Consider the following 13,353-nt stretch of genomic DNA (forward strand, 5'->3'; position numbering starts at 1 on the left):
GGTCAGGCAACCGAAATTCAAGGTTGCGCGGCCCTCGGATAATTCTTTAAGATTGAAGCATTGAGAGGGTCCGGATGGTCCAGGTCAGGCGCGCCTTGGTGACGGGTGGTGGCAGCGGCATCGGCGCTGCCTGTGCCGACGCGCTCACCCGGGCGGGGCTGCATGTGACCATCCTCGGCCGGCGGGAAGCAAGGCTGCGCGCGGTCGTCGAGGCCGGCCATGCGGCGGGTTTCCTGGTGGCGGATGTCACCGCGCTGCCGCCCCTGCCCGCCTGCGACATCCTGGTGAACGCAGCCGGCATTGCGGAAAGCGCGCCCTTCCTGAAATCCGATGATGCGCTGTTCGAGCTGATGTGGCGCGTCAACGTCATGGGCGCGGTCGCCGCCACGCGCGCCGTGCTGCCGGGCATGATCGATTCGGGCTTCGGCCGCGTGGTGAACATCGCCTCCACCGCCGCGCTGAAGGGCTATGCCTATGTCACGGCCTACACCACGGCGAAGCACGGGCTGCTCGGCTTCACCCGCGCCCTGGCCCAGGAAGTGGCGACCAGGGGTGTCACGGTGAACGCCATCTGCCCCGGCTTCACCGATACCGACATCGTGGCCGAGAGCGTGGCGCTGATCGTCGCGCGCACCGGGCGCAGCCCCGAACAGGCGCGGCAGGAACTGGCGAAGCACAATCCGCAGCACCGCCTCGTGCAGCCGCAAGAGGTCGCCGCCGCCGTGCTCGCGCTCTGCCAGCCGGGCAGCGGCGCCCTCAACGGCCAGGCCATCGCGGTGGATGGAGGCGAGACATGACACCCGATGACCAGCACGCGGGCGCCATCGATGCCGAGACCGGCCTCTCCCACGCCCCCCCCGGCCACAAGGACGAGTTGCGGCTGTGGCTGCGGCTGCTGACCTGCACGACGCTGATCGAAAGCGAGATCCGCACCCGCCTGCGGCGCGACTTCGACACCACCCTGCCGCGCTTCGACCTGCTGGCGGCGCTGGATCGCGCGCCCGCCGGGCTGACGCTGGGCGAGGTCTCGCGCCGGATGATGGTGAGCAACGGCAACGTCACCGGCCTCGCCGCGCGGCTGGAGGCCGAGGGGCTGGTCGAGCGCCGCGCCGTGCCGGGCGACCGGCGCGCCCATCTGCTGCGCCTGACCGCCAAGGGCAGGCGCGACTTCGCCCGCCAATCGGCGGCGCATGAGGAATGGGTGGCGGAGCTTCTCGGCAGCATCCCGCCCGGCATGCGCATCAGCCTCTTCGCCCTGCTCGGCCGCACGAAGGCTTCGGTCCGTGCGGCGCTCACCGCCAAGGACAGCGCATGATCACCGCCATCCAGGGCCCGCTCGCGGCCTATCGCGCCCAGCATCTTCGCCTGACCGTCGAAGGCGCGGTGGCCACGCTCACGCTCGACCGGCCGGAGCGCAAGAACCCGCTGACCTTCGACAGCTATGCGGAGATGGCGGCCATCCTGCGCGCCGCGGCGCATGACGACGCGGTGCGCGCCTTCATCGTCACCGGCGCGGGCGGCAATTTCTGCTCGGGCGGCGACGTGCATGAGATCATCGGCCCGCTGCTCGATCGCGACACCAAGGGGCTGATGCAGTTCACGGCCATGACGGGCGAACTGGTGAAGGCGATGCGCGCCTGCCCGCAGCCGATCATCGCGGCGGTGGATGGCATCTGCGCCGGGGCGGGGGCGATCATCGCCATGGCCTCGGACCTGCGCCTGGGCACGCCGCGCGCCAAGGTGGCCTTCCTGTTCAACCGCGTGGGTCTCGCGGGCTGCGACATGGGCGCCTGCGCCATCCTGCCGCGGATCATCGGCCAGGGGCGGGCGAGCGAGCTGCTCTATCTCGGCCGCGCGCTCGGCGGGGAGGAAGGCCTGGCCTGGGGTTTCTTCAACGCGCTGCACGCACCCGAAGCACTCGCGGAGCAGGCGGCGACGCTGGCGCGCGGCATCGCCGAAGGGCCGAGCTTCGCCAATGCCATGACCAAGCGCATGTTGCAGATGGAATGGGCCATGTCGGTGGAACAGGCCATCGAGGCCGAGGCCGTGGCCCAGGCGCTGTGCATGACCACGCAGGATTTCCGGCGCGCCCATGACGCCTTCGTCGCGAAGCAGCGGCCGGTGTTCAAGGGCGACTGATGGCTGATTCTTCCTTCCTCGACTGGCCCTTCTTCGAACCGCGCCACCGTGACTGGGCGCGCGAGGTCGAGGCCTTCGCCACGCGGCACGCCGCCGCGCTGTCGGATGAGCACGACGCGGATGGCTCCGTCATCGCCCTCGCGCGGGCCATGGGCGCGGCGGGGTTGCTGCGCGTGCCCTGCCCCGCCGATGGCAGGCTCGATGTGCGGGCGCTGTGCATCGCGCGCGACATCCTCGCGCGGCACAGCGGACTCGCGGATTTCGCCTTCGCCATGCAGGGGCTCGGCACCGGGCCCGTCACGCTGTTCGGGACCGAGGCCCAGCGCGCGCGCATCCTGCCCGCCGCGCGGGCCGGCACCGCGCTGGCCGCCTTCGCGCTGAGCGAGCCCGAGGCCGGCAGCGATGTCGCCGCGCTCGCCACCACGGCGACGCCGGATGGCAATGCCTGGCGGCTGGATGGCGCCAAGACCTGGATCAGCAATGGCGGCATCGCCGGCCACTACATCGTCTTCGCCCGCACCGGCGAGGCGCCGGGCGCGCGCGGCCTCTCCGCCTTCATCGTCGATGCCGATTCCCCCGGCCTGATCATCGAGAACCGCATCGAGGTCACCGCGCCCCACCCCCTCGCCACGCTGCGCTTCGCGGGGCTGCGGGTGACGCGCGACGACCTGATCGGCGCGCCGGGCGAAGGGTTCAAGGTCGCGATGGCGACGCTCGACGTGTTCCGCGCGACCGTCGGCGCGGCGGCGCTCGGCTTCGCGCGGCGTGCCTTCGACATGACGGTGGCGCGCGCCACCACGCGCAACCTCTTCGGCGGTCCGCTCTTCGACCAGCAGATGACCCAGGCCGCCATCGCCGACAGCGCGGTGGATGTCGAGGCCTCGGCGCTGCTGGTCTATCGCGCCGCCTGGCTCAAGGACCAGGGCACGCCCCGCGTCTCGCGCGAGGCCAGCATGGCGAAGCTGCACGCCACCGAGGCCGCGCAGCGCTGCGCCGACCGCAACGTGCAGATCCATGGCGGGCTCGGCGTGACGCGCGGCCACAAGGCGGAGGAACTCTATCGCGAGGTCCGCGCGCTGCGGGTCTATGAGGGGGCCTCGGAGATCCAGCGCGTGGTCATCGCCCGCGCCGAACGCGATCGCGTGGAGTAGCGGCATGGAACCCAGCGCCCATCTCGACAGCTTCGCCCGCGACCACCTGCCGCCGCGCGCGCAATGGCCGGACCTGCTGCTGGACCGGCCGGAATTCCGCTACCCGCCGCGGCTCAACGCCGCCGTGGCGCTGCTCGACGCCAACCTCGCCGCGCGCGGCGATCACCCGGCCATCGTCACCCCAGCGGAGACCCTCACCTACCGCCAATTCGCCGAGCGCGTGGATCGCCTCGCCGATGTGCTGGTGCGGCGGCTCGGCCTCATCCCCGGCAATCGCGTGCTGCTGCGGGGGATGAACAATGCCTGGATGGCGGCCGCCTTCCTCGCCGTGTTCAAGGCGGGCGGCATCGCGGTGGGCACCATGCCGCTGCTGCGCGCGAAGGAACTCGGCCAAGTCTGCCGCAAGGCGCGCATCACCCATGCGCTGTGCGATGCGCGGCTGATCGAGGAACTCCGCAAGGCCGAGGCGCCGGACCTCGTGCAGATCGCGACCTGGGGCGATGGCATGCTCGAGGGGCTGATGGCCGAGGCCAGCCTGCCCTTCGCCGCCTGCGACACGGCGGCGGAGGATGTCTGCCTCATCGGCTTCACGAGCGGGTCCACCGGTGAGCCCAAGGGCACGCTGCATTTCCACCGCGACCTGCTGGCGGTCTGCGATTCCTATGGCGCGCAGGTGCTGCAGGCCACGCCCGCGGACATCTTCATCGGCTCGCCGCCGCTCGCCTTCACCTTCGGGCTCGGCGGGCTGGTGCTCTTCCCCTTCCACCTCGGCGCCACCACCGTGCTGCTGGAGCGCGCGCCGCCGGAGGATCTGCCCGCCGCCATCGCGCGCTACCGCGCGAGCGTGTGCTTCACCGCGCCCACCGCCTATCGCGTCATGGCCGGGCTGGCCGGGCAGCATGACCTCTCGAGCCTGCGCCGATGCGTCTCGGCCGGGGAGGCGCTGCCCAAGCCGATCTTCGAGGCCTGGCAGGCGGCGACGGGGCTCGAGCTGATGGATGGCATCGGCTCGACCGAGATGCTGCACATCTTCATCGCCGCCCCGCCCGGGCGCATCCGCGCGGGTTCCACGGGCATCGCCGTGCCGGGCTATGAGGCGCGGGTGCTCGACGCCGCCGGGGCGGAAGCCAAGCGCGGCACGCCCGGCCGGCTGGCGGTGCGGGGCCCGACGGGCTGCCGCTACCTCGATGACCCGCGCCAGGCGCAGTATGTCGAGGGCGGGTGGAACATCACCGGCGACACTTATGTGCAGGATGAGCACGGCTATTTCTGGTACCAGGCGCGCAACGACGACATGATCGTCTCGGCCGGCTACAACATCGCCGGGCCGGAGGTGGAATCCGCCCTGCTCACCCATCCCGCCGTCGCCGAATGTGGCGTGGTCGGCGCCCCGGATGCCGAGCGCGGGATGGTGGTGCGCGCCTATGTCGTGCTCAAGCCGGGCTTCACGGGCGACGCCACGCTGGTGCGCGCGCTGCAGGACCATGTGAAGGCCGAGATCGCGCCCTACAAATACCCGCGCAGCGTGGTCTTCGTGCCCGCCCTGCCGCGCACCGGCACGGGCAAGCTGCAACGCTTCACGCTGCGCCAGCTGGCAGCGCAGCAGGTGGCTTCGGGGCAGTGAGCCGCCCCAGCCCCTTGCCGTTCTCGGCGCTGCCGCTGGGGGCCTTCCGCACGCCCGCGCGCATCCGCTTCGGCGATTGCGATCCGGCGGGGATCGTCTTCTTCGCCGCCTGGTTCGCGCTCGCCAATGGCGCGATCGAGGATCTGTTCGTCGAGGAACTCGAGGTCGATTTCCACGACCTGCATGGCCGGCGGCGCCTGGGCACCGGCTTCGCCCATGCCGAGGCGGATTTCTTCTCCCCCGGGCTGATGGGCGACCGCGTGCTGATCACGCCGCTGGTGACGCGGATCGGCGGCGCTTCCTATGCGCTGACCGTGCATGTGCATCGCGGGCAGCAGGAGCTGGTGCGCCTGCACCTCGTCACCGCCACCACCGACCTCGACGCCCGCCGCGCCGTGCCGATCCCGGATGATCTGCGTGCCGCCCTGGCGGCCTATCAGGAGCGTTGCGCCACATGAGCGAATCCCCCCTCACCGCGCTCCAGCCGCCCGGCTGGCCCGCGCCGCGCGGCTATGCGAACGGCATGGTCGGGCGTGGGCGCACCGTGCTGGTCGGCGGGCAGGTCGGCTGGGATGCGCAGGGCCGCTTCCCCGAAGGCCTTGTCGCGCAGACGCGCCAGGCGCTCGCCAACATCCTCGCCGTGCTGGCCGAGGCCGGCGGCGGGCCGGAACATATCGGGCGCCTCACCTGGTATGTGGTGGACATGGCCGAATACCGGGCCAACCTGGCCGAACTCGGCCCCGCCTATCGCGCCGTCATGGGCCGGCACTTCCCGGCCATGGCGCTGGTGCAGGTGGTGGCGCTGGTCGAGCCCGAGGCGCGCGTCGAGATCGAGGCCACCGCCCTGATCCCGGACTGAACCGCGGACCCGACAGGCGTCTCAGGTCAGACGCGGCGATCTGACCGGCGCGTTCCGGGGGCGTCAGGCCGGGAGGATCAGGCCGCTCGTGATGTGGAACACGCCGTCGGAGGCCAGCACATCCGCGCGCGTGATCGTGACGGGCGCGGCCGCACCGGGGCGGGTGATGGTCGCGGTGCGCGGCCCGGTGGCCGCGATCGTCAGTCGTGCGCGGTCCCAGGTCACGACGCGGCCATTGCGCGGCTGGATGTCCTGCAGCCGCAGCAGCCCGAAGGCGGCGTTCGCCGAAACCAGCGCCGCAAGCTGTGCGCGCTGCGCCGCGTCCAGCGAGGCCGCCGGGCGATCGATCAGCGCCAGGGTCGCCGCCGGCAGGCGCGCCATGTTCTCGTTGGTCGGCACGAAGAGCGTCACGGGACCGTTGGCGCGGCCGATTCGCGAGGCAAGCCCGCTGCTCTCCAGCAGCGCCATGAAGCGGGCATGCTCGGGCTTGCTGCGCAGCAGGGTCAGCAGGTCGATGGTGCCATCCTCCGGCACCACGCGGGCGGGGTTGGCGCAAGCGCTCAGCAGCATCGTCAGGCCGGCGGCGGCGATCGCATGGCGTCGGGAGATCACGGGCAAGTCCTTCCTGTCGTCCACCGGCGGGCCAGGGCCCGGCGCGGCCTATCGCGTCGGTGGTAGCGCCCCGCGCCAGGGGCGTCCAGCGGGGCGTCCAGCGCCGCTCACCCGCCAGCGTGCGGCGCCATCCCGTCGGGTTCCAGCACCACCACCGGCTCGCCATTGCCCAGCACACCCACGCCGCCAATCGCGGCAAGCCCTGCAAGGGAAGGATGCAGCGGGCGCAGCAGCAGATCGGTGCGGCGCTGCACGCGCTCCACCACCAGGCCGAAGCTCCGCCCGCCCGATTTCAGCAGCACGATGCCCCCCGCCGCGGCCCCGCCCGGGACCGACTCGGCGCCGAGGATGTCCGCCAGGCGCAGCACCTCGCAGCCCGGCGCCGCATCGCCGGCCAGCACGGCCTCGACCCGCGCGGCGGGCAGCGCATAGGGGTGCCCCGCCACCTCCACCAGCAGCACCGGCTGCACCGCGGCGGTCAGCGGCAGGCGCAGCGTGAAGCTGGTGCCCTGGCCGAGGGCGGAGGCGATCTCCACCGTGCCCCCGGCCCGTCGCACCGCATCCTGCACCACATCCAGCCCCACGCCGCGGCCGGAGGTCTCGGTGATGGTCTCGGCGGTCGAGAAGCCGGGGCGGAAGAGCAGGCCATGCGCGGCTTCCTCATCCATACGGGCCGCCTGGGCCTCGCTCAGCAGCCCGCGATCGACGGCGCGCGCGAGCACCCGGACCGAATCGATGCCGCGCCCATCGTCGGAGACGCGCACCCGCACCTGGCCCATCCGCCGCGCCGCGGAGACGCGCAGCACGGCGCGCGCCGGCTTGCCGGCGGCCTGGCGCTGGGCCGGCGTCTCGATCCCGTGGTCCACGGCGTTGCGCGTGAGATGCAGCAGGGGGTCGGCCAACAGTTCGACCAGCGAGCGGTCGATGGTCACGTCCTCGCCCTCCAGCACCAGCTCGACCTCCTTGCCGGAGGCCTGGGCCACGGCGCGCACCACGCGCGGCAGCCGGGCGAAGAGCGTGCCGACGGGCACGACGCGCAGCTCCATCACCGCATCGTCCAGCCGCCGCATGCCCACGGCGAGCCGATTCTCGGCCCGGGCGAGGCCTTCCTGCACCGCGCGCAGCCGGTCGAGTGCTGCGCCCAATTCGCGCGCGGGTCCGCCGGGCAGGCGCCGGGCGAGCGCGCCGAGGGCGGCCAGCGCCTCGCTCGCCCCGCCCTCTTCCAGCGTCTCGGCCACGGCGAGGGCGGCGGCGCGCACCTCGGCCTCCAGGCCGATGATCTGGTCCACGGTTTCCTGCCGCACGCGCAGCGTCACCGGCGCGCTGCGGCCGGGCCCCGTGGCCTCCTGCGGCGTGGCGGCGACGGGGGCGAGTTCCAGCACCAGCCGGCGCGCCGGATCGGCGGCGGTCAAAGCGCGGGAGAGCGCCTCGATCTCCGGCGGGCCGGCCACCAGCATGTCGAGCTGCGGCGGCGTGGCGTCGAGCACGGTGCGGCTGGTCAGCACCTCGGCCTCGGCGGTCAGCGCGGCGGTCAGCGCGGCCTCGGCCTCCGCCCCCGCATCGGTGGCGAGGCGCAGGCGGTAGAGCGTCCGCCCGGCATCGAGCGCGGCGAGCACGCGCCGCCGTCCCTCGGGGCCGAGCAGCGGCAGGTAGGCCGGCGGCAGGCGCGGATCGGCGGCATCCGCCGCGGAGACATGGTCGGGCGCGGCGCGCAGCGCGGGCAGGCCGCCCTCAGCCAAGGCGCGCAGCCGATCGGCGAGCAGCGGGCCTTGCGTGGCCAGCGCCTCCGCGCCATCGGCCTCGCCGGCGCGATCGGCCAGGTCGCCCAGCAGCAGCAGCAGCTTCTCAAGCGGGTCGAGCCCGAAGCCCGCGGCGATGGCGGCGGCCTCCAGCGCGGCCTCGCTGGCGGGCGCGGCTTCCTCGCCCTGCATCGCGGCCTCGGTCAGCAGGGCGAGTGCGGCGAGGCGCGGGCCGAGCGCGGCGGCGGCGAGGCTTTCGGGCGGGGCGAGTGCGGCGGCGCCGGCCGGCTCGCCCGCGCGTTCGGCCAGCAGCCCCAAAGCGCGGCGCAGCGCGCCCAGCACCGGCAGCGCGGCGGGCGTGCCGGCGCGGGCGGCGAGGTCGCGCAGATGCTGGGCGAGGCGATGCAGCGCCAGCAGATCGGCCGCCTCGGCCAGTTCCGCCGCCTCGCGCAGCGCCGCCGCGTCCCGCCCGGCGGCGAGGCCCGCGAGCAGCGGCGCGGCCGATTCGGCGCGCGAGGCCAGCACGCCGAGCAGCATGTCCTGCGCCGGGCTGGCCGGCGCGGCGGGGGTGACGGGGCGCGGCGCGGCCGCCGGCGCATCGGCCAGGGCGCCGAGCCGCGCCAGCAAGGCCGGCGGCGCGGGTGCATCCTGGTGCGTCGCCAGCACCGCGCCACGCTGGCGGCGCAGCGCATCGACGGCGGCGAGCAGCGCATCGGCCACCATGCCCTCGACCACGACCTTGCCGTTGCGGGCGAGGCCCAGGATGTCCTCCGCGCGATGCGCGATGTCCTTCATCCCCGGCGCGCCGAGCGCATCCGACATGCCCTTGAGCGAGTGGAAGGCACGGAACAGCCGGTCCACCGCCGGCCGGTCTGCCGTGCCGCCGGCGGCGAGCAGGCGCTCGATCGCGTCGAGATGTTCCTCGGATTCGGCGGCGAATTCCTGCCAGAGGGCCTCGTCGTCGATCATGGCGGCAGCCCCGCGGCGCGCCGCGCCGTGCGCAGCATCGCCGCCCCCTGGCGTTCGCGCAGATCGGGCGAGAGCGCGCCGGAGGGCTTGGCCACGATCCCCGCCACGCCCAGCCGCCGTGCCGCCAGCGCCACGGCCGAGCCGGGCCGGGCGGCGGAACTCACCACCACCACCGGCCCGCCGCCGGCCAGCGCCATCTCCCGCAGCACGCCCAGCCCATCCAGCTCGGGCATCTCGATATCGAGCATGGTGAGGTCGGGGGTCAGCTCCCGCATCAGCGTGAGGGCGACGCGGCCATCCGGCGCCTCCCCCACCACGGTGAAATCGGGGTCCAGCGCCAGGGTCTCACGCACCAGGCGGCGCATCATGGCGCTGTCATCCACCACCAGCACCCGGCAGCGCGCCGTGGGCGGCGGGGCTTCCGCCACGGGTTCCGGCAGCGCGACCTCGGCCCCGGCGGCGCCGATCCGCGCCGCCTGCTCGGCCAGCGCCGTGGCGGCGGCGGCAAGCACGGCGGGGTCGAAGGGGTCGACCACCACCTGCTCGGCGAGCCGCGCGAGAGAGGCCGAGCCGAGCGCCCCGGCCATCGCCCGGAGCTGATCCAGCGCGCGGGTCGCGGCGGCGGCATCGGGCGCCGCGCCCAGCCGTGCGGCCTCGGCCGCGAATTCGGGCAGGAAGGCGTCGAGAAGGTCGCGATCGAGCGTCATGAGGATGGTCTTTCGCCCAATCCTGCGGCCGCCACAGGCGGGCGAGGCGCCGAATGGCGCCCGCCGCGCGTGCGGCGAGCCAAGCGCGCGGAGCGCGCGCCCGGCGCTTGAGGGCGCCAGCAACAAGCCGGCGAGTCACCGCAGGTGACCGGCGGCCTCATGCGACGGGCTCCGTCGCCAGCCCCGCCACGCGCCGGCCGAGCGCGGCCGGGTCGGCATTCTCCACGGCAAGGCCGGCGCCGATCACGGCGCCGGGCATGCCCGCCACCACGCAGCTCGCCAGGCTCTGTGCCAGGACCGGCATGCCCCGCTCCCGCATCGCACGCGCGCCCTCCGCCCCGTCCCGCCCCATGCCGGTGAGCACCACGCCCAGCGCGCGGCGCGCCACCAGGGCGGCCGAGTGGAACAGCAGATCGACCGAAGGATGCACCGCGCCGGGCCCGGTGGCGAGGCGCAAGGCGAAGCCCGACTCCCCCGCCCCCTGGCCCGCGGTGCGCCGCGCCACATGCCCATCCGTGCCGCCGGGGATGACGATGACCTCGCCCGGATGCAGCCGCTGCCCGGCCAGCCCCACCCCCACCGGCATGCCCGACAGCCGGGCGAGATGCTGCGCCAGGTCCGGGGCCAGTTCGCTCGGCATGTGCTGCGCCACCACGCAGGGCACGGGCAGCCGCCCGGCCGCGGCCAGGAAGGCCGCCAGCGCATCCGGCCCGCCGGTGGAGGCGCCCACCACCACCAGATCGCACCCCCCGCCCGCGCGCACCTCCCGCACCGGGGCGGCGCCGCGCGCGGCGGGGCGCACCACGATGCGCTGCGCCGCCCAATGGCGCAGGCGCGGGCGCAACTCGCGGTCCAGCATGCCGAGATCGACGCCGCCGAGATCGCCATCCTTGCACAGGAAATCCACCGCCCCGCGATCGAGGGCGGCCAGCGTGGTGGCCGAGCCCTCCCGCGTGTGGTGGCTCACCATCAACACCGCCGGCGGGTCGGGCAGCGCCATGACGCGGCGCGTCGCCTCCAGCCCATCCAGGCGCGGCATCTCGACATCCATGGCGATGACATCGGGGCGCAGCCGCGCCGCCTGCTCCACCGCGGCCTCGCCATCCGCGGCCTCGCCCACCACGCGCAGATCGCCCTCGGCCTCGATGATCCGCCGCAGCGCGAGGCGCATGAAGCCGCTGTCGTCGGCCACCAGCACGCGGATCATGGCGCACCCGCCAGCAGGCCGGCGCGCAGTACCGGGAGCGGCCCTTCCGGCAGGCCCGCGATGGCGGCAACCAGCGCGCCCTCCCCGCCCGTGGCGGAGAGCAGGCGCGCGGGCACCTGCCGCAACCCGGTCACGGCGGAGACGGCGAGCGCCACCGGGAAGGGCAGGTTCAGCCGCAGCAGGGGCAAGGCGCGGCCCGGCGCCAGCACCGCCGCCTGGCCCAGGGCAAGGCCGCCATCGCGCACCGGCAGCACATCGCCGCGATGCGCGACGATGCCGGCCGCGTGCCCCGGCACGGGCGTCGGGGCGAGCGGCGGGATGGCGGCCAGCGCCTCCTCCACCGGCAGGGCGAAGGCGAGGTCGCCGACGCGGGCCAGCAGCAGGCCACGCATCGGCTCGGGCGCGGGGGCGAGGCGCGGCTGCGCCAGCGGGGCCTCCGGCAATTGCGCCAGCAGCGCATCGAGCCGCGCGGCCAGCGTGGCCTCGCCGGGTTCGGCCGGGCCGATGCGTGCGCAGGGCAGGCCGAAGCGCCGCCCGGCATGGCGGAACAACGCGAGCAGGCTGGGCGCAGCACGCTCGGCCTGGCCCGCAAGGCTCCCGGGGTCGAGCACCAGCACCGCCTCCCCCCCCGCCACGGCAAAGCCCTGGGCGAGGGGCGCGGCCCCCGGGGCGGGGCGCAGCGCGGGCAGGTCGATCACGCGCTCCATCGCCGCGAAGGGCAGCACGAGCCGTAGCGCGCCAAGCTCCGCCGCCAGCCCGGCGATGCGCGCCCGGCCCCCCCGGGCCGGCACCACCCAGCCCTCGCCATCCGCGGGCGGCGTGGCGGGCGGCACGGGGCGCGCAGCGGGCAGCGCGGGCGCGAGCAGCGCCGCCTCGGCGGGAACGCTCTCGGCCAGGGCCTCGCCGGCGACCAGCACGCCCTCCGCGAGGCGCACCCAGGCAGAGCCCCCCGGCAGGCCCGGCGCGGCGGCGAGCACCGGCACGCCCAACTCGCCCAGCATGGTGATGCCGAGCAGCCCGGGCCGGGCGAGCGGCGCGGGGCGGAGCATCTGCGCCGGCACCACCTGCGCGCCCGGCGGCAGGCGCCAGCAGCGGCCACCCGCGATCAGCCCCAGCGCCTCAGTCATCGCCCCGGGTCCAGAGCCCCAGCCCCTCTCGCCCCAGCGGGCGCAGGCCGAGCGCGGGGGCGGGGCGGTCGGTCGCGCCCAGCAGCAGCACGCCACCGGGGCGGAGCGCGGCCACCAGCCGGGCCAGCACCTGCGCGCGGGCCGCCTCGGTCAGGTAGATCAGCACATTGCGACAGAGGATCGCCTCGGCGGGGGGGATCTCGGCCTCCAGCAGATTGGCATGGGTGAAGCGCACATGCTCGCGCAGCGCCGGGGCGGGTTCAAAGCTGTCATCGCGCAGATGCAGCGCCGCGCGATCGCCCACCGGCACCTCGCGCAGCGCGTCGGGCGGGCCGCGATGGTAGCGGGCCCGCTCGGCCGCCTCCAGCGCCGGGCGGGAGAGGTCGAGGCCCTGCACCTGCCAGCGCGGCGCCGCGCCGGCGGCCAGCATCGCCAGGGTCCAGGCCTCCTCGCCCGTGGCGCAGCCGGCGGAGACGAGGCGCAGCGGGCCCGGCCCGGCGCGGGCGACGAGGCCCGGCAGGACCTGGCTGCGGAAGGCGGCGAGTTGCGGGGCGGCGCGGAACATCCGCGTCTCGGGCACCGTCACGGCATCGAGCAGCGCCGCCCAGTCCGGATCATCGAGGCGCGGCGCGCGCGCGCCGACGCGCGTGGCCAGCGGGGCGGCGCGGTGCAGCCGGTTGACCAGCACGGGGCTCGGGGCGAGGCCGGCGAAGTCGCGCAGCGCGGCCAGCACCGGGGCGAAGGGCGCGGGCATGGCGGCGTGGCCCGCCGCCGGGCTCATGCGGCGTCGAACAGGGCGGTGACGCGGTTGCGCCCGCCCCGGCGCTGATAGGCGATCTCGCGCGCCATGGTGCGGGCGAAATGCACGCCGAGGCCGCCGATGTCGCGGTCCTCCAGCGCGGCGCCGGTATCCACCGCCTCGCGCGCCAGGGGGTCGAAGGGCCGGCCGTCATCCTCGACGGTCGCGGTCAGCGTGTCGCCCTCGCGCGTGATGGTGACGGCGACGAAGCTGGCCGCCCCCTCCCCGGTCGCGCCATGCATGGCGACATTGGCGGCGAGTTCCTCCACCACCACGGCCAGGCGGTGCGCGGTGACGGGGGAGAGGTCCTCGCGCTCGCAATAGGCCTCGATGGCGTCGAGCAGCACCGGCACCTCCTCGGTGGCGGGCGCGATCGAGAGGGCGAGCGATTCGGACGTCACGGCGGCTCCGCCTGGTTGG

Annotated in this window: 14 protein-coding genes; 7 read left to right on the top strand and 7 right to left on the bottom strand. The window is 74.8% G+C overall.

Going from position 1 to position 13,353, the window contains the following annotated elements:
- Positions 1-74: 74 nt before the first annotated feature.
- The 7 genes from AC2D9U_RS02040 to AC2D9U_RS02070 are packed head-to-tail and all read left to right on the top strand — an operon-like array spanning position 75 to position 5,773.
- Positions 75-797, top strand: coding sequence for an SDR family NAD(P)-dependent oxidoreductase (locus tag AC2D9U_RS02040; RefSeq protein ID WP_484745911.1), 723 nt, complete (start codon positions 75-77; stop codon positions 795-797).
- Positions 794-1,315: a MarR family winged helix-turn-helix transcriptional regulator gene (locus AC2D9U_RS02045; protein ID WP_484745913.1), complete on the top strand. Its 522-nt coding sequence runs from the start codon at positions 794-796 to the stop codon at positions 1,313-1,315. The genes AC2D9U_RS02040 and AC2D9U_RS02045 overlap by 4 nt, the downstream gene beginning before the upstream one ends.
- Entirely contained in the window at positions 1,312-2,139 is an 828-nt protein-coding gene (locus AC2D9U_RS02050; RefSeq protein WP_484745914.1) for an enoyl-CoA hydratase family protein, read from the top strand. Before AC2D9U_RS02045 ends, AC2D9U_RS02050 begins: the two co-directional genes overlap by 4 nt.
- A complete protein-coding gene (locus AC2D9U_RS02055; RefSeq protein ID WP_484745916.1) occupies positions 2,139-3,290 on the top strand; it encodes an acyl-CoA dehydrogenase family protein in 1,152 nt (383 codons plus the stop codon). Before AC2D9U_RS02050 ends, AC2D9U_RS02055 begins: the two co-directional genes overlap by 1 nt.
- Before the next feature lie 4 nt (positions 3,291-3,294).
- Positions 3,295-4,914, top strand: coding sequence for an AMP-binding protein (locus tag AC2D9U_RS02060; RefSeq protein WP_484745918.1), 1,620 nt, complete (start codon positions 3,295-3,297; stop codon positions 4,912-4,914).
- The gene (locus tag AC2D9U_RS02065; RefSeq protein ID WP_484745920.1) at positions 4,911-5,372 is read left to right on the top strand and encodes an acyl-CoA thioesterase; all 462 of its coding nucleotides are present in this window, start codon (positions 4,911-4,913) and stop codon (positions 5,370-5,372) included. The genes AC2D9U_RS02060 and AC2D9U_RS02065 overlap by 4 nt, the downstream gene beginning before the upstream one ends.
- Positions 5,369-5,773, top strand: a complete 405-nt coding sequence (locus AC2D9U_RS02070) for a RidA family protein (RefSeq protein ID WP_484745922.1) — start codon at positions 5,369-5,371, stop codon at positions 5,771-5,773. Before AC2D9U_RS02065 ends, AC2D9U_RS02070 begins: the two co-directional genes overlap by 4 nt.
- 63 nt (positions 5,774-5,836) lie before the next feature.
- On the opposite strand, the gene AC2D9U_RS02075 is transcribed toward AC2D9U_RS02070, so the two are convergent.
- From AC2D9U_RS02075 to AC2D9U_RS02105, 7 genes are all read right to left on the bottom strand, one after another.
- Positions 5,837-6,385 carry a fasciclin domain-containing protein gene (locus tag AC2D9U_RS02075; RefSeq protein ID WP_484745924.1) on the bottom strand — a complete coding sequence of 183 codons (549 nt, stop codon included), beginning with the start codon at positions 6,383-6,385 and terminating at the stop codon, positions 5,837-5,839.
- Positions 6,386-6,492: 107 nt separating this feature from the next.
- A complete protein-coding gene (locus AC2D9U_RS02080) occupies positions 6,493-9,093 on the bottom strand; it encodes a chemotaxis protein CheA (protein ID WP_484745926.1) in 2,601 nt (866 codons plus the stop codon).
- Entirely contained in the window at positions 9,090-9,800 is a 711-nt protein-coding gene (locus AC2D9U_RS02085) for a response regulator (protein WP_484745929.1), read from the bottom strand. Before AC2D9U_RS02085 ends, AC2D9U_RS02080 begins: the two co-directional genes overlap by 4 nt.
- 157 nt (positions 9,801-9,957) lie before the next feature.
- A complete protein-coding gene (locus AC2D9U_RS02090) occupies positions 9,958-11,007 on the bottom strand; it encodes a chemotaxis protein CheB (RefSeq protein ID WP_484745932.1) in 1,050 nt (349 codons plus the stop codon).
- A complete protein-coding gene (locus tag AC2D9U_RS02095) occupies positions 11,004-12,134 on the bottom strand; it encodes a chemotaxis protein CheW (RefSeq protein ID WP_484745934.1) in 1,131 nt (376 codons plus the stop codon). The genes AC2D9U_RS02090 and AC2D9U_RS02095 overlap by 4 nt, the downstream gene beginning before the upstream one ends.
- Positions 12,127-12,915 (bottom strand): CheR family methyltransferase, encoded by a 789-nt coding sequence (locus AC2D9U_RS02100; protein WP_484745937.1) that lies wholly within the window; start codon positions 12,913-12,915, stop codon positions 12,127-12,129. Before AC2D9U_RS02100 ends, AC2D9U_RS02095 begins: the two co-directional genes overlap by 8 nt.
- Positions 12,912-13,334 carry an ATP-binding protein gene (locus AC2D9U_RS02105; RefSeq protein WP_484745940.1) on the bottom strand — a complete coding sequence of 141 codons (423 nt, stop codon included), beginning with the start codon at positions 13,332-13,334 and terminating at the stop codon, positions 12,912-12,914. The genes AC2D9U_RS02100 and AC2D9U_RS02105 overlap by 4 nt, the downstream gene beginning before the upstream one ends.
- Positions 13,335-13,353: the final 19 nt, after the last annotated feature.

It is taken from the genome of Roseomonas sp. TF40, from assembly GCF_057219975.1.